General features: G+C 42.4%; 15 protein-coding genes and 1 pseudogene. 10 read left to right on the top strand and 6 right to left on the bottom strand.

The genetic code is table 11. The annotated features are described in order from the left end of the window. Positions 1 to 114: 114 nt before the first annotated feature. From ACRWQN_RS01095 to ACRWQN_RS01070, 6 genes are all read left to right on the top strand, one after another. Complete coding sequence (locus ACRWQN_RS01095; RefSeq protein WP_434927598.1) at positions 115 to 636, top strand: hypothetical protein; 522 nt, start codon at positions 115 to 117, stop codon at positions 634 to 636. Positions 637 to 650: 14 nt separating this feature from the next. After that, positions 651 to 1,328: a response regulator transcription factor gene (locus ACRWQN_RS01090; protein WP_434940582.1), complete on the top strand. Its 678-nt coding sequence runs from the start codon at positions 651 to 653 to the stop codon at positions 1,326 to 1,328. Between the two features lie 67 nt (positions 1,329 to 1,395). Then, positions 1,396 to 2,637, top strand: coding sequence for a sensor histidine kinase (locus ACRWQN_RS01085; RefSeq protein WP_434940581.1), 1,242 nt, complete (start codon positions 1,396 to 1,398; stop codon positions 2,635 to 2,637). Between the two features lie 21 nt (positions 2,638 to 2,658). Then, positions 2,659 to 3,336, top strand: coding sequence for a TIGR01621 family pseudouridine synthase (locus ACRWQN_RS01080; RefSeq protein ID WP_434940580.1), 678 nt, complete (start codon positions 2,659 to 2,661; stop codon positions 3,334 to 3,336). A gap of 124 nt (positions 3,337 to 3,460) precedes the next feature. Next, complete coding sequence (locus ACRWQN_RS01075) at positions 3,461 to 3,628, top strand: YqaE/Pmp3 family membrane protein (RefSeq protein WP_226412420.1); 168 nt, start codon at positions 3,461 to 3,463, stop codon at positions 3,626 to 3,628. A 193-nt stretch (positions 3,629 to 3,821) separates the two neighbouring features. Then, positions 3,822 to 4,007: a DUF2986 domain-containing protein gene (locus tag ACRWQN_RS01070; protein ID WP_226412422.1), complete on the top strand. Its 186-nt coding sequence runs from the start codon at positions 3,822 to 3,824 to the stop codon at positions 4,005 to 4,007. 4 nt (positions 4,008 to 4,011) lie between these two features. Here the strand turns inward: ACRWQN_RS01070 and moeB are convergent, their stop codons facing one another. Then, the gene (moeB, locus tag ACRWQN_RS01065) at positions 4,012 to 4,824 is read right to left on the bottom strand and encodes a molybdopterin-synthase adenylyltransferase MoeB (RefSeq protein ID WP_434939502.1); all 813 of its coding nucleotides are present in this window, start codon (positions 4,822 to 4,824) and stop codon (positions 4,012 to 4,014) included. An 8-nt stretch (positions 4,825 to 4,832) separates the two neighbouring features. Beyond that, positions 4,833 to 6,086: a molybdopterin molybdotransferase MoeA gene (moeA, locus tag ACRWQN_RS01060; protein WP_434939501.1), complete on the bottom strand. Its 1,254-nt coding sequence runs from the start codon at positions 6,084 to 6,086 to the stop codon at positions 4,833 to 4,835. Between the two features lie 143 nt (positions 6,087 to 6,229). Between moeA and ACRWQN_RS01055 the strand changes: the two are divergent. After that, a pseudogene (locus tag ACRWQN_RS01055) lies at positions 6,230 to 6,481 on the top strand (GIY-YIG nuclease family protein); the annotation flags it as partial. 211 nt (positions 6,482 to 6,692) lie between these two features. On the opposite strand, the gene ACRWQN_RS01050 reads toward ACRWQN_RS01055, so the two are convergent. From ACRWQN_RS01050 to hslR, 4 genes are all read right to left on the bottom strand, one after another. After that, positions 6,693 to 8,513, bottom strand: coding sequence for a M14 family metallopeptidase (locus ACRWQN_RS01050; RefSeq protein ID WP_434939500.1), 1,821 nt, complete (start codon positions 8,511 to 8,513; stop codon positions 6,693 to 6,695). A 309-nt stretch (positions 8,514 to 8,822) separates the two neighbouring features. Further along, on the bottom strand, positions 8,823 to 10,385 hold the full coding sequence (locus ACRWQN_RS01045) for a phosphoenolpyruvate carboxykinase (RefSeq protein WP_434940579.1): 1,563 nt from the start codon (positions 10,383 to 10,385) through the stop codon (positions 8,823 to 8,825). Positions 10,386 to 10,619: 234 nt separating this feature from the next. Next, on the bottom strand, positions 10,620 to 11,480 hold the full coding sequence (hslO, locus tag ACRWQN_RS01040; RefSeq protein ID WP_434927591.1) for an Hsp33 family molecular chaperone HslO: 861 nt from the start codon (positions 11,478 to 11,480) through the stop codon (positions 10,620 to 10,622). Positions 11,481 to 11,536: 56 nt separating this feature from the next. Then, a complete protein-coding gene (gene hslR / locus ACRWQN_RS01035; RefSeq protein WP_226412436.1) occupies positions 11,537 to 11,935 on the bottom strand; it encodes a ribosome-associated heat shock protein Hsp15 in 399 nt (132 codons plus the stop codon). Positions 11,936 to 12,188: 253 nt separating this feature from the next. On the opposite strand from hslR, the gene gspC reads away from it, so the two are divergent. From gspC to gspE, 3 genes are read left to right on the top strand one after another with little or no spacing between them, the layout of a single operon-like run. Continuing rightward, positions 12,189 to 13,103, top strand: coding sequence for a type II secretion system protein GspC (gspC, locus tag ACRWQN_RS01030; protein WP_434939499.1), 915 nt, complete (start codon positions 12,189 to 12,191; stop codon positions 13,101 to 13,103). A 26-nt stretch (positions 13,104 to 13,129) separates the two neighbouring features. Next, positions 13,130 to 15,265, top strand: coding sequence for a type II secretion system secretin GspD (gene gspD, locus ACRWQN_RS01025; protein WP_434927589.1), 2,136 nt, complete (start codon positions 13,130 to 13,132; stop codon positions 15,263 to 15,265). Then, complete coding sequence (gene gspE / locus ACRWQN_RS01020; protein ID WP_404829989.1) at positions 15,255 to 16,811, top strand: type II secretion system ATPase GspE; 1,557 nt, start codon at positions 15,255 to 15,257, stop codon at positions 16,809 to 16,811. The genes gspD and gspE overlap by 11 nt, the downstream gene beginning before the upstream one ends. Position 16,812 lies beyond the last annotated feature (1 nt).

Below are 16,812 nucleotides of genomic sequence, written 5' to 3'. Positions count from 1 at the left end.
AAGCTAAAATTTCGCTTGCTTGCATGATCAATTATTAATCTTACATTTCTTGGGTCTTTAGTAGGACTTAGGTAAAGTATCACGGTACGCATTCTTTTATATTCGAGGCTTAAAATGGTTCGGCTGCTTTTTGCACTGTACTTGTTCCCTTTTGTGTCGATGGCCACACCATCAATACAATCATTACTTTCCCAAGAAGGCTTGTTAACGCCAATTTCTGTGATGGAACATTGGGAGCAACAGGACAAGGGAACCTTGTGTGGCTTTGGCCTCAATATTGAAGACGATCAGCTAGTTTATCAGCTGTCTGCAATTAATACTGAATCGAAACGGCTTTATCAATTTGAATTTAGTGCCCAAAATGGAGCGCTGCTTGAAGAAGCCAGCGAGCCCTATGAAGGGCGCGACATTGAACTACTTCATGCAGTTAGTTTGATGCGTGAAAAAAATATTTCTTTCTCTTCTTTAGTGAGCTTAGCTACGCTTAATCAAAGCGGTTTTTTATTGCAGGCTGATTTAGACCACGACCTATCAATTAGTTATCTTGAATTACAAATGCTCAATAATGAAGCCAAAAAAATCATCGCTTTCGATATTGAGAATCTCCGTCCATTACCACTACTTAAATGGGATTAATTGCGACTATGACTATGCGTATTTTGATCGTTGAAGATGATGCCACAACATTGAAATATGTGGCAGAAGGGTTTACCGCGCAACAGTATAGTGTTGATAGTGCTACAGATGGCCAAGAAGGGCTAACACTGGCTAAACATAATCAATATGATCTAATTGTGCTAGATAGAATGTTACCCAAACTTGATGGCTTGACCTTGTTGTCAGCGCTGCGTACTAGCGGTAATAAAACACCGGTGTTAATTTTATCGGCCTTAAGCCACGTTGATGAGCGAATTAAAGGCTTACGAGCGGGGGGGGATGATTACATGACCAAACCCTTTGCATTTGCTGAGCTATTGGTGCGCGCAGAAAAGCTAGCCCAACGAAATGTAGTAGCCCCAACGACCACAGATCTCGAGGTCGGCGGTCTCAAAATGGAGTTGTTGACTCGAAACGTTACCTTAGATGACAAAGAGTTAATGCTACAACCTAAAGAGTTTCAATTACTTAAATATTTGATGGAACATCCTAATCAGGTAATTAGCCGTACTTTATTGTTTGAAGCAGTTTGGGACTATCATTTTGATCCCCGCACCAATGTGATTGATGTGCATATTGCTAAGCTGCGTCGTAAGTTTGAAGAACTGGGACACGGTGAGTTAATTGAAACCATAAGAGGTGCTGGATATCGTCTTTGCAAAGGGCATTAAGCCTTACCAAAGTAGCGCTTGGCGCATCACATTAATTTTCTCTACTTTAGTGACAATTTTAATTGTGATGCTGATTTCTAGCTTATACAGACAACTGATTATCGAGCAAGAAAATCAAGTCGATAATCACCTAGCTGCTGAGATGCAACGTTATCAGCAATTAGCTTTGACCGTTAATCGGCGTAGCTTTGCAGCTCAAATTCAAGCATCTGATCCCAAAACCGCTTTAATTGCCTGGAAAAATAGCGTCGATATGGTCGGCGCATTAACTTTTTTACCTGACAACATGCCTCTGTTACCCGAAACGCGCCAGTTTCCCATTTTTACCGGCGGGCCAGATAAGCTGCACATTTTGACCGGCGGCTTGGCCATGACCAATTACGGCCCGGTATTAATTGCGACTCGAACGGATCAATTAGCGATGTTAATTGAAAAGTTTGTTAATGCGGCATTTTGGGCGGTCGCTTTCACATTGGGCTTAACTTTGGCGTTGGGGTATATTTTTTCTAAGGCTATTTTGCGTCGATTAGTGCAATACAATCAGCTTAGTGAACAAATTGAAGCGGGGCATTATGACACGCGATTACCTGTCTCACGCCAGCAAGACGAGTTTGATATGTTGGCGCAGCAGTTTAACCGGGTGTTAGATACCTTAGAGCAAAACTTACGTGCCGTCCGGGGCGTAACCGACAATATTGCCCATGACCTGCGTACACCGCTGTCTCATTTACGCATAGGTATTGAGCAGCTTGCTGACAAACCTCAATCTGAGCTTGCCGATGCTCGCGCAGAGTTGCTAGAAGAGTTAGATGACTGCTTGGCCACCTTTGATGCCATGTTGTCATTAACACGAATTGAAGAAGGTCAGCAGTTACTTGATTTACAGCCGGTGCATTTAAAAGAAATTTGCCAGGATTTATATGAAATGGCAGATGTGTTAGCTGAAGCCAAAGAACAACAATTTACCATTGATTTGCGTCAAGACGTGGTGATACAAGGTGATAAATACTTGCTGTTTCAGGCCTTATTTAATTTGGTTGATAATGCGATAAAATACTCACCAGAAGGTGCAAAAATTCACATAGAACAGCATGGTAAATGGATTAAAATTGCTGACAATGGCCCTGGTATTGCTGATGAAGATAAAGAGCGTGTTTTTGAAAGACTCGTCAGACTTGACCCTAGCCGTCATTTTAAAGGCACTGGTTTAGGTTTATCTATGGTTAAAGCCATTTTATCGCGTCATCAAGCCAGTATTGAAATGTCGGATAATAATCCCGGCTTATTGGTTAGTATCCATTTTAAATAAGCGAACTGTTGCGGTATGAGCATGTATCAAGTTATTAGCCAACAAGAGGACTTTATTGTTATTAATAAAGCCCCCAATGTGCATTTTCACAGTCAAGACGGCTCGGCTGGTGTTGTTGCCCAAGCTGAGATTGATCTCGGTATAAAGCTTTTTGCGGTGCACCGTTTAGATACCCCAACATCAGGGCTACTCATCCTAGCTAAAAATCCCGAAGCCGCTAACCGTTTTACGCAGATGTTTACCGCTCATCAAATTCAAAAATACTACTTAGCAATCGCCAATGGAAAACCTAAAAAGAAGCAAGGTTGGGTGATTGGTGATATGGCTAAAGCGCGCCGCAGTATGTATAAACTGTTACGCAGTAAAGATAATCCGGCTATTACTCAGTTTTATTCAACTTCAATAGGGGCGGGTATACGGGCTTATTTGCTTAAGCCTCACAGTGGTAAAACCCATCAACTCAGAGTGGCGTTAGCCAGTATTGGTGTACCCATATTAGGTGATAGCCTTTATGGTGAAGCTATTGATGATCGTTGTTACTTGCATGCTTACCAATTAAATTTTTGTTATTTGGGGCAAGAATATCAATTTACACAAGCGCCACATCAAGGTCAGCAGTTCCTCGCACCAGCGATGCAAACTTGCCTGCTAAATGAGTGGTTATTGCCAGCGGAACTTGACTGGCCGCAAAAGCCTTAGGCTTTAGCTATGCCTTGTTAGTGCGATATCGCTACGGGTGTTGTTTTTTGATGTAGTAAACCCGTTGCCACATGTGTAAGCTAATACGGTAAATTAATTTATCAAAATCAGGACATAACACTTTATGGATACCAACAAATTATTACTGGTAATTATTGCTATATTGTTGCCGCCAGTTGGCGTTTTTTTGAAAAAAGGCGCAGGTAAGGATTTATTGATTAATATCTTGCTGTGTATTTTCTTCTTTGTACCAGGCTTAATTCATGCGTTATGGGTTGTGTTACAAGATTAATAACAGCGTTGTAATAGCCTAACCATATCGAGTCTAGCCGTATTTTTGAGGTAACTTAACGCGTTAAGTCTACTTGATTTAAGATGTTGCGGCTTTAATGGTTAATACTCGCTAGCAGTATACTCAGCAAGTGCCTTTTGACTTGAGTGAGTATCAAGTTATTATTTGAAAACTATTTAAAAGTTAAATCACCATGAACCGAAAAAAGAAAATCAACCAAACTCTTAAAGCTAAAGCTAAAAAAGCCAATCAAAAGTTACATACTGCGAATAAACCACAGTATGTGTCTAAAGCTGAACGGGCTTTGTTAGACCAACAATCTAATCTGACCAATACAGATGCGACTTTACCTATAACTGACAGTGATATTACAGTTTAAACCGCTATTTAAGTTTGTTGGTTGATGAACCGCACACCTCACAGTGGGGCTGTTTAGTCAGTTTCATGGCGCGAAACTCCATCGTCATCGCATCGATCATCAATATTCTACCCACTAAGTGTTGCCCCATTGCAGTAATCACTTTTATTGCTTCGGTTGCTTGAATACAGCCGACCAAGCCGACTACGGGTGCCAGAATACCAGACTCTACGCAGGTTAAATGTTGCTCGCCAAAGAGCTGGCTATAGCAATGGTAACAAGGGGTATTGGGTTGATAATCAAATACCGTTACCGTGCCTTCCATTCTAATCGCCGCCGCAGAAACAAGCGGTATTTGGTGCTGTAAGCAACTGTGGTTAAGTTGTTCGCGCACCGAAACATTATCGGTGCAATCTAATACTAGGCTATGGGTAGAAACGAGCGTGTTGATTTGCTGATCATCGAGTAAAGCGTTAATCGCATTAACGGTAATCAGTGGGTTGAGTTGAGTTAACGTTTGTTTGGCAGAGTGAACTTTAGCCTGACCAATATTGGCATCCTGGTGCAAAACCTGGCGTTGTAAGTTAGACAGTTCAACTGTGTCAAAATCGACCAGTGTTATTTCACCAATACCTGCAACAGCAAGATACTGGCTTGCAGCACAACCTAATCCGCCAGCGCCTATAATCAGTACCTTAGCTAATTTAAGTTTTTCTTGGCCATTAATATCCATTGCTTTAATCGATATTTGGCGACTGTAACGCAGCATTTCGTTGTCTGACAATATCTCGTCGTGACACAAATTATCACTGATAGCGTTATCTTCGGATTGGCTCATATCAACTCCTAAGTTAACACATGATTAAAGGGTTCTACTGTGACCATAGAGCCAGCCTCAGTATCACCTTGGAATTGAGCTAGGTTGATAAAGCAGTTAGCAATACTCATTGACGTTAACATACCAGAGCCTTGCCCACCGGTAGTTGATACTTCTATTTCACCTTGGGTGTTTTGAGTTAATACACCACGTTGATATTCAACACGCCCCGGGTGTTTGCGAATAGGGGTGAGTAATTTTGCCTGATAAGTTAGCGGTGTTTTATGGGGTAAACCCTGCATTTTATTTAAGATAGGCCACACCAATTTATAGAAAGTGACCATAGATGAAACCGGATTGCCGGGTAAGCCACAAAACACAGCCTTACCTAACTTACCAAAAGCAAAAGGTTTACCAGGTTTTATCGCCAGTCTCCAGAAGGTGATTTGACCTTCTTCGGATAGAATTTGTTTAGTGTAATCCGCATCACCCACCGACACCCCACCAGAGGTTATTACCATGTCGGCACATTCGGCAGCATCTCTAAATGCAGCGCGAATCGCTTCTTTATCATCTTCAATTACGCCTAAGTCTATCCATTCGACATTCGCTTTGGCCATGAGTCCCTGAATCGAATAGCGATTTGAATCATAAATTTGTCCTGGCGCAAGCTCTGTACCAACTGGGCGAAGTTCATCGCCAGTAGAAAAGAAGGCGACTTTTATGACGCGTTTCACTCTAACTTTACTGATGCCTATTGTTGCCAGTACGCCCATTTCGGCGGCTCTAATTTGTGTCCCCTTAAATAATACTTTGGTGCCAGCGGTAAGCTCTTCACCGCGATATCGTACATTTGCCCCATGCTTGCCTGGGTGGGTAATCGTAATTTCTTCACCATTAGTCACCGCCTTTTCCTGCATTTGCACGGTATCGTAACCCTGTGGCACAGGTGCACCTGTCATGATCCGAATACAGGTATTTGCGGTAACTTTACCGCGATAAGGGTGACCAGCAAATGAGCTGCCAACTAAAGTGAGTGTGGTTTCTGACTTATTTGGTGTTAAGTCCGCAAATCGCATTGCGTAACCGTCCATCGCAGAATTATTAAAAGGAGGTAAGTCTAAACCTGACGCAAGATCTTCTGCTAATACTCGTCCGATAGAGTGTGATAACTCAACTACTTCAGAGTCTTCAGTGGCTTCAACTTGTTCAAGCAGTTGTACTATAGCGTCATCTGGGTGTAATAACGTAGGTTGAGCACAAGGGTCTTGAGTTGCTATCATCAGATATTCCTTTAAAAGCAGGGTTGTCATCACCAAGTGGTGAGAAGATAAAATTGTCGGTTAGTATGCCATGATAATCGTAGTGTTTTATGATCCAACTTAAGGTTTTTAGCAAATATGCAGCAAAAAAATCAGCAAAAGATTGGTTTTTATACATAATTAAGTGTGCCAATGGGCATTTATACACAGGGATAACCACTGATGTCGCCCGACGTTTCTCTGAGCATCAGTCATCAGGCCCTTTGGCTGCAAAGTATCTTAAAGGTAAAGGCCCACTAACATTAGTGTATCAAGAGTCATTGAGCTGCCGCAGCAGTGCGACCAAGCGTGAGATAGCAGTAAAAAAATTGCCTAGACATCAAAAGCTAACATTAATTAATCGATTTGATACGTAATGTTATAATGAAATAATCAATAGAATTAGTAAGCTTTAGGCGGTCTCAATTTTTATTAATGATTATGGTAGCGTATTCCTGTTGCGGCTGATGGTGATGTTAAGCGTGAGCACTAATTATCATGTAATTTCATTTAACATTAGCAAACCTTAGCTATCGCGTAGATTGACCTTATTCGCCATCGATGTTTTCAATGGCGATATTTTCGTGTTTATTGGACTTCTCTTAAGACTGGATACACTTGATATTGTTGATCGTAATATGGACTGCGCTCATAAAACCAACGCAATCTTGCATCACTGTCACTGGCAAAGCTTTCATCTTCTAATGCCTGCTCAAATTCAGCTTTTAATTGTGGATTTTGTGCGAGCATTTTTACTGCTAAAGGCTCAACAGCATAATCTTCAATGTATTCAGTACGAGTAAAAATAGTGTTGAAAAATCCCCAGAAAAATAATGAATCCTCAGCCTGTGGCTCAAGCAACAATATGGCTAAGTTGCCAAGCGGTTGTGCGGTATCAATTTTAATTGTACCAGCATCGAGTGTGACTTTGACTGTGTCACTTATGGTATCGGCCATTACTGTTTGACGGCTTTCATAATCCTGTTGGCCAAATTTAGGGTGCTCAAAGCGATACTGCTCGGCGGTGATCGTTATCGGCTTAGTTAGCGTTGTCATCTCGATACCGTGTAATGCTAATTTTTCAATCACGGCTGTCCATTGTGGGGGAATATAATAGGCGTTGGGTCGAGTCACCCGGATGTCAGCTTTCGTATTTCCTATAACAGGCAGGTCTTTATAAAGCTTGGGCTCTGCGGTCCAGCGCACCACATTTGCGCCGCTGATAGCACTTTTTTCAAGCTTGTAATCAATACCTTTAAAGTCCCATGTTGCTTGGGGCTCATCTTTCCAAGTTAATACTATATTACTGGCAAGCCGTTGTTGATCCTGACGAATAGCCGCCGATAAGGTTTTACTGTGTTCTCCTACCGTTTTTAAGGTTTGCTCTAACATTACATAGGTGCCTAAAACGCGTTGTTTAAACGGTTTTAAGCTGTGATTTTCAATTAAGATTGTCGGTAAATGTCGTGCGTCACCATAACCATTTGAAAAACGTGGGCTTGGGTTCCAGTAAGACACACCTTTGTGCATGTCGGTATTGTCATTGGCAAATATCAGTTTACCTGGAATATGATCATTGGCTGACAAAGCTGATTCAATTTCTGGTCTATAAGTGCTATCCAGCCATGCAAATATCTTCGGGCTAGCACCTTGCTTAACGTTATAGCCAAAGGTGACATCATATTGATAGTCAATGCCGTCGGTGACATGAACATCAATATACAAGTCAGGTTGCCATTGGTTAATGACGCTTAACACATGCTGCATTTCAGGCGCATCTGCTTTGACGTAATCTCGGTTTAAATTAAGATTTGTCGCTGTTGTGCGCCAGCCCATATTGATGGGGCCGCGTTGATTAACGCGACTATATTGGCTGCTTCGCTCATGGGCATCAACCGACAGAATAGGAATAAAAAGCAGGTTTGTATTGTCTAATAAGGCTTTTTTGTTGCCATGGGCTATGTCGCGCAGCAACATCATGCCGGCATCTTTACCGTCTATTTCACCAGAGTGAATACCTGCTTGTACCAGCACAGTGGGTTTATTGTTTTCGCTTAATTGATCAGAGGTTGCTGCGCCGTTTTGAGAGGCGATAATCATCCAAATATCTCGCCCTTGTGGACTTTTGCCTATACTGACTTTTTTAAGCATTGAGCTACTTTGCACAAGTTTGTCAAACCAACTTACTGTGTCGGCATAACTGGGGCTGCTAAGATAATTTTGTTGTTCAAATGGCGTTACCCATGGGTGATCATTTGCCACCAATAATGACTCACTCTTACCTTGCCAGGCATGCATTGGCGGCAAAATAGCATCATTAATAAATTGCGCATTTGAGTGTGTATCGGCAAAACATGCTGTCGACAGTAACATCGCGGCAATACTGGTTGATAAAGCTAATCTGTGCATCGTGGCTCGCTTAATATTATTCTTATGAGTTTGAACAGTTTAAAATATTACTTATCATAGCAACGTTTTGGGTGAAATAACCTAGATGTTAAAGCTTGTTACAAAGTTATTAACTTGGCTAATCAGGTACACCTATAGCGGTCGGTGAGAATTGACCCAATAGCCTATTTAATAGGGTAAGTCAGATGATGTTAATCAGAATAGGTTGTTGGTGAGACAGGTTTAAACGGGTAGTGAAAGGGTAAAAAATAAGCCCTAACTAGGTTAGGGCTTATTGGCGGTTAAAATAGTAACCTAAAGCAAGGGGAGTTAAGCTTTAGGTCCAGCATTTTTAATCGCATCTGACACATCGTATTTAACAAAGTTTGCCGCAAACTCTTGGGCAATTTGTTGGGCATACTTATCGTATTCAGCTTTATCAGCCCAAGTGTTAACTGGGTTAAGTAACTTACTATCAACACCTGTAATTGCAACAGGTACCGCTAAATTCAATTTGTCGATATGAACTGTTTCAACATCTTTTAGTTCACCGCTAACAATAGCATCAACAATGGCACGCGTTGTTGGTATATCAAAACGCTTACCAACACCATGTGGACCACCTGTCCAGCCAGTATTAACTAAATACACTCGGCTACCGAATGATTCAATACGCTTCATTAATAGTTCAGCGTACACGCCCGCTGGGCGAGGGAAGAAAGGCGCACCAAAACAGGTTGAAAATGTTGATTGAATCGCAGCAGTAGAGCCCATTTCAGTTGAACCCACTTTAGCCGTGTAACCTGACAAGAAGTGATATGCAGCTTGCTCTTTAGTCAGTATTGAAACTGGCGGTAATACACCAGAGACATCACAGGTTAAAAACACCACTGAGTTTGGTTCTGCGCCACAGTTTTCTTCTTTACGTTGGGCAATATGCTCAAGAGGATAAGCTGCACGGCTGTTTTCGGTTAAGCTGGTATCTGAATAGTCAGGCACGCGGTTAGCATCTAATACGGCGTTTTCAAGCACGGTACCAAAACGAATAGCATCCCAAATAACAGGTTCATTCTTTTGGCTTAAATCGATACATTTGGCGTAACAGCCGCCTTCAATGTTAAACACACCACCCGGTGCCCAACCATGTTCGTCATCACCAATTAAGAAACGTTTTGGATCGGCTGACAAGGTGGTTTTACCTGTGCCTGACAAACCAAAAAATAGGGTGGTATCGCCATCATGACCGACGTTTGCCGAGCAGTGCATTGGTAACACGCCTTTGGCTGGTAGCAGGAAGTTTTGCACCGAGAACATCGACTTCTTCATTTCACCGGCGTATTTAAGACCTGCTAACAAGACTTTACGCTCTGCAAAGTTAAGGATAACTGTCGCTTCTGAGTTGGTACCATCACGCTCTGGCACACAAACAAAGCCTGGCGCATTGATTATTTGCCAAACGTCTTTGTTACCACGGTTAAAGGTCTCTGGCGTGATAAATAAATTACGTGCGAATATCTGGTGCCATGCATATTCGGTAGTGACTTTTATCGGTAAATAATGGTCATCATCTGCGCCTACCTCAAGTTCAGACATAAACAACTCTTTGTCTGCTAGGTAAGCTTCTACACGGCCCCATAACGCATCAAATTTTCCTGCATCAAATGGGCGGTTAACTTTGCCCCATTCAATTTCACTTTCTGAGCCTGATTCTTTAACAATAAAACGATCGTTAGGTGAACGTCCTGTTCTTTCGCCCGTTTTTGCCACTAATGCACCGTTTGCGGTAAGTTGACCTTCGCCACGAAGAAGCGCTATTTCAACAAGTTGCGCAGTTGTCGGATTAAGGTGAACGCGGTTTGATACATCCGCCATAGTGTAAATCTCCAATTTTATAGGTCGTTTTCGCTCTAAAGCATAAGAAAGAGGTTTTCTGAAAGACTATTATTATATGTCTATGCCGTTCAGATGCTTGATTGTAACGTATGTTGCAAGCGGGGTAACGAACAGTTTGGTAATTTTTTTGAAAGTTTTTCGGGTTTGTCTATTTTTTGCTGAGAACAAAGACCAAAAAAGGCGCATTTAGCGCCTTTTTTGTGAAACCCTTTCAGCCTTTTTTACGTGGTGAGGTTACTGTGCAGTGTCGTTGCTTGGGCTTATGGCATAAATGGAGGCGATGTCGATGCGGTCAAAGGTGTACATTATTGAGCAGTATTCGCAGTTCATATCAATTTTACCTTCTTCAGCTAAAATCTGCTCCACTTCAGTCTGTGGAATAGTACGAATAGCTGCTGAGGTACGTTCGCGTGAACAACTGCATTTAAATGTCACATTTACAGGATCAAATAAACGCACTTCTTCTTGATGATATAAGCGATGTAGCACTTGTTCAGCGTCAAGGGTGAACAATTCATCAGCTTTAATTGTGGCAGTAATTGCTGATAAGTGCTCATAGTCTTCATTTTCAGCTGATTTAGAAGGTAATACCTGTAACAACATTCCCGCCGCTTGTTGACCGTTGGCAAAAAGCTGAATTTGAGTAGGTAGCTGCTCTGACTGGTTAAAGTATTCTTCTAAACAGGCCGCCATATTCGAGTGGTCTAATGACACAATACCTTGATAACGCTCACCCTCATCCGGTGTTAGGGTTATCACCATATAGCCTTTGCCCATCATATCTTGCAGGCTAGCATCAGCGGCAATATCACCTTTCCAGCGTGAAACGCCGCGTAATACTTGCTTGTTATTGCCATTAATGACCGCTAATGATACTGGGCCGTCACCTTGTAATTGGACGCTGATATCACCAGAAAATTTAATTGTGGCTGTCAGTAAAGAGGTTGCTGCCATCAATTGACCTAATAAATGCTGAACCGCTACAGGATAATCATGGGCGGATAGTACTTGTTGGTAACAATCTTGTAATTGAACAATTTCACCACGGACATCAGCGTTATCAAACAGGTAGCGGTGTAATATATCGTTAGTCATCACGTATCTCTTCTGTAATAAGTCGATTAATTGATTAATTGATTAATCGTCTAATTCTATAATTCTTTGAAGCGCATAAGCTGTCTGCGCTGTTTTTTATCCGGCTTATGGTCGGGAACCGGATTATTTAACATGTTCAATCGTCTTGCTTCGGCGTTAAACTCACGTTTAATAATACTTTGCTCGGTTTCTTGATAAAGTGTTTGGGCAATTTCAGCACCTTGGCGTTGCTCCGATAACTTTACAATAACCACTTCTCTATCATCATGTCCCTGGCGGATCCGTATTTTGCAACCCAGCTCAGCATTCTTACTGGATTTAGTACGTTGTCCATTGTAATGTACTTTGCCGCCATTAATCATGTCTTTGGCTAATGCGCGGGTTTTGTAAAAACGAGCTGCCCAAAGCCATTTGTCGAGCCTAATAGTGGATTTATCGGACTTATTGTCTTTCAAAGCGCCTCCCTAAACTGGACTGAGTTCACAAGCTGATTCATTTTACCGTCATATCGATAAAGTATCATCGTAAAAAGCGGCCGGCCTCACACCCTTTTCTGGCGCGTAAAGTTAGCATATTTGGGCGTATTTCGCCAATTGATCTGCTCTGGGCTTGTTGCTTATTGCTGTGTGAGTTAGCATGAGTAGCTATAACTAAATTACAACATAAAACAGAGGCCTGTACTGTAAAAGTATAGAGGGTCCAAAACCTATGGATTTATTAGATAAACTGATCACCAAAGCGGCTGTTATTCCTCACAAGCAAGTGAGTAATATCGTTTTTGGCTTAGGTCTTATAGTTGTGTTGCTGCTTGCTGCACAAATTACATGGAAGTTTATGCCCGTGTCTGATAATCAGGCAAATTGGCAACCCTCTCCTGTGTCAGCCTCTTCCGCCAAGCGTGTGGAGCTTGATGCTGTGCGCAATTTATTATTGTTTGGTCAAGTTGATAACAATAATAGTCGGCCTAAGGCAGAGGTCGTTGAGCAAATCACTGACGCACCTAAAACCAATTTATCCATTTTATTAACGGGTGTGGTTGCATCAACATCAGAGCGACATGGCCTGGCTGTTATTGAATCTAGCGGCAACCAAGAGACCTACAGCCTTGGCGATAAAATTAAAGGGACGTCTGCTTCACTTAAAGAAGTCTACGCCGACCGCATCATTATTACTAACTCGGGGCGCTATGAAACCTTGATGTTAGATGGCTTAGCATACACCACGCAAAGTAATGTTAATCAGCAGCTCCAGCAGGCTAAAATTAACTCGCGTGATGTTAGGCAAGTGGACATGCGCAACAGTGAGCTTTCTGCTGAATTGGCTCATTCACGTGATCAGTTGCTGTCTGACCCAAGTAAAATTACCGATTATATTGCCATTTCCCCCGTTCAAAGAGACGGAGAAATAGCCGGGTATCGTTTAAATCCAGGTAAAGATGCGGAACTGTTTAAACAGGCAGGGTTCCAACCGAGTGATTTAGCTAAATCAATTAACGGATTTGATCTGACCGAAATGAGTCAGGCATTAGAAGTGATGGCGCAGTTGTCTGAACTGACAGAAATGTCGGTGATGGTCGAACGCGAAGGACAATTGGTCGAAATCATGTTTAGCTTGCCACAATAAGTAGTGGCATTAGGGGAATAAGAATAATGAATAACAAAGGACTTCGACACAAGATTATTGCAGGCATGATTGCTGGTGCTGCGATGCTCGCTTCCCATGGCGCTTGGTCGGAACAATATGCTGCCAACTTCAAAGGAACTGACATACAAGAGTTTATTAATATTGTCGGTAAAAACCTGAATAAAACTATTATTGTCGATCCTACAGTGCGCGGTAAAATTAATGTGCGTAGTTATGATCTGTTAAATGACGATCAGTATTACCAGTTTTTCCTCAATGTGCTGCAAGTATATGGTTATGCCGTGGTTGAAATGGAAAACCATGTCATTAAAGTCATTAAAGATAAAGACGCTAAAACTGCTGCAATTCGTGTTGCTGACGACTCTACTCCTGGCTTAGGTGACGAAATGGTGACGCGTATTGTGGCGCTATACAATACCGAAGCTAAGCAGCTTGCACCGCTATTGCGCCAATTAAATGATAACGCGGGTGGCGGTAACGTTGTTAACTATGACCCATCAAACGTATTAATGATTTCGGGGCGAGCCGCTGTTGTTAACAAGTTGGTGGATATTGTTCGCCGCGTTGACAAACAAGGTGATACCGCAGTTCAAGTGGTGTCATTAGAGTTTGCTTCGGCGGGTGAAATTGTTCGCATCATTGACACCCTTTACCGTTCAAGTGCTAATCAATCACAACTACCTGGCCAAGCACCTAAAGTGGTTGCCGACGAGCGCACCAATGCTGTGATTGTCAGTGGTGATGAAAAAAGTCGTCAACGCGTAGTTGAGTTAATTAAACGTTTAGATGCAGAGCAAGCCAACACCGGTAATACCAAAGTACGTTATTTACGTTATGCCAATGCTGAAGATTTAGTCGAAGTGTTAACCGGTTTTGCGCAAAACTTACAAAGTGATAAAGACGGTGCTCAACAAGCTGGTGGCAGTAAGCGCCGTAGCGAAATTAATATTATGGCCCACGCTGACACCAATGCCTTGGTGATCAGTGCTGAACCCGATCAAATGCGCACCATCGAAAGCGTGATAAACCAACTCGATATTCGCCGAGCACAGGTATTGGTTGAAGCTATTATCGTTGAAGTTGCCGAAGGCGATGATGTTGGTTTTGGCATTCAATGGGTTACCGAAGCCGGTGGCGGCACTCAGTTTAATAACCTAGGCCCAACGATTGGTGAGATTGGTGCTGGTATATGGAATGCACGCGAACAAGAAGGTACTTTTATTACTAATCCAAGTACAGGTGAGGTAATTGGTCAAAATCCAAGTTCTCAGGGCGATATTACTTTACTTGCACAGGCTTTAGGCAAAGTAAATGGTATGGCTTGGGGCGTTGCTATGGGTGACTTTGGTGCACTTATTCAAGCGGTATCAAGCGATACAAATTCAAACGTGTTAGCAACGCCGTCAATCACCACCCTTGATAACCAAGAAGCCTCGTTTATTGTTGGTGATGAAGTACCTATTTTAACCGGCAGCCAAAATTCCAGTAATGGTAACAGTAACCCTTTTCAAACCGTTGAACGTAAAGAAGTGGGCGTTAAATTAAAAGTCGTACCGCAAATTAACGAAGGGACTTCGGTTAAGCTAACGATTGAGCAAGAGGTGTCAGGCATTAACGGTAAAACCGGTGTTGATGTGACATTTGCGACTCGCCGCTTAACTACGACTGTTATGGCTGATTCTGGTCAAATTGTGGTACTGGGTGGCTTAATCAGTGAAGAAGTTCAAGAAAGCGTGCAAAAAGTGCCGTTTTTAGGTGATCTACCTATTATTGGTCATCTCTTTAAATCGTCTTCAAGCGGTAAGAAAAAGAAAAATCTAATGGTGTTTATTAAGCCAACCATTATCCGTGACGGTATCACCATGGAAGGCATAGCGGGTCGTAAGTATAACTATTTCCGTGCACTGCAACTTGAACAGCAACGTGGCGGTATCAACTTAATGCCTGACTCTAATGTGCCAATTTTGGACGAGTGGGATCAAGACACTTATGTTCCGGATGACGTTAACCAGGTACTTGAACGTTATAAAAATGGTAAAGGGTTAGAAACCCAAATGCGTGAAACTGACCCGGCATTAAGAAGCATTAATGAAAGCAAACAAACAAATGATCTAAATGATAGTGAGCAAAATGATGACTGATATCGCAGCGGATCCGTTGGCGCAGGCATCTCAAGAGTTAGCGCTAGAAGTGGAAGGCGATGAGGTCTTCCACTCTAATAGCAAAGAGCGACTACCGTTCACGTTTGCCCACCGTTTTCAATTGGTGCTGGCTAAACAAGATGAGCTGTTGTCGTTGTTTTACACTGAGGCGACCCCTATTGAAGCCATGCTTGAGGCGCGTCGTTATACAGGACAAGATTTACCCTTATTCAAATTGGAAAAAACCACTTTTGAAGCTAAGTTAACCCAAGCTTATCAGGCCAATTCGTCAGAAGCACAACAGCTAATGGAGGATATTGGTAACGAGATGGACTTGTTTACTTTAGCTGAAGAGTTACCTCAAACAGAGGATTTGCTCGAAGGTGATGATGATGCGCCAATCATTAAGTTGATTAACGCTTTGTTATCCGAAGCCATTAAAGAAGAAGCCTCTGATATCCATATTGAAACCTATGAGAAACAACTTATTGTTCGTTTCCGTATTGACGGTGTGTTGAAGGAAGTTTTAAAACCAAACCGCAAGTTATCTTCTTTGCTAGTGTCACGTATTAAAGTGATGGCACGATTAGATATTGCCGAAAAACGTGTACCACAAGATGGACGCATTTCGCTGCGTATTGCTGGGCGTGCGGTCGATGTGCGTGTTTCGACCATGCCATCAAGTCATGGCGAACGTGTGGTGATGCGTCTGTTAGATAAAAATACCGGTAACCTTGATTTACAGCAATTGGGCATGACACCCGGTATTCGCGAGCAATTCGATCAACTTATTCGTAAGCCCCATGGCATTATTTTGGTGACCGGTCCAACAGGTTCAGGTAAAAGTACTACCTTGTATGCTGGCTTGACTGAAATCAACTCCAAAGACACCAATATTTTAACCGTTGAAGATCCTATCGAATATGAATTAGAAGGTGTAGGCCAAACTCAGGTTAACAATAAAGTCGACATGACGTTTGCCCGAGGTTTACGCGCCATATTACGTCAAGACCCCGATGTGGTAATGATAGGCGAAATCCGCGATTTAGAAACCGCACAAATTGCCATACAAGCATCACTTACGGGTCACTTAGTGATTTCAACCTTACATACCAATACCGCTTCTGGTGCGATTACGCGTCTGCAAGATATGGGCGTAGAACCTTTTCTGGTTTCATCTAGTTTACTGGGCGTATTAGCGCAGCGACTTATTCGTACCTTATGCCCTAAATGTAAAGAATCGCATGTGCCCGATGAGCGTGAACGTGAATTGTTAGGCATAACCGCCAATGACACACGGGTTATATTCCGCGCCAAAGGGTGTAAAGCCTGTGGCGAAAATGGTTATCGTGGCCGTACCGGCATTCATGAACTGCTGGTGGTTGATGATAACGTGCGTGAACTTATTCACGGTGGCCGTGGTGAGTTAGCCATTGAAAAATATGTCCGTAAAACCATCCCAAGTATTCGTCATGACGGCATGAGTAAAGTGCTGGCAGGCTTAACTACATTAGAAGAAGTACTACGCGTCACTCGCGAGGAATAAT

Source organism: Shewanella sp. HL-SH8 (assembly GCF_051165765.1).
Classification (GTDB): domain Bacteria; phylum Pseudomonadota; class Gammaproteobacteria; order Enterobacterales; family Shewanellaceae; genus Shewanella; species Shewanella glacialimarina.
Note: the sequence above shows the minus strand (reverse complement) of the source record. Positions and strands in the feature narration are given on the sequence as shown.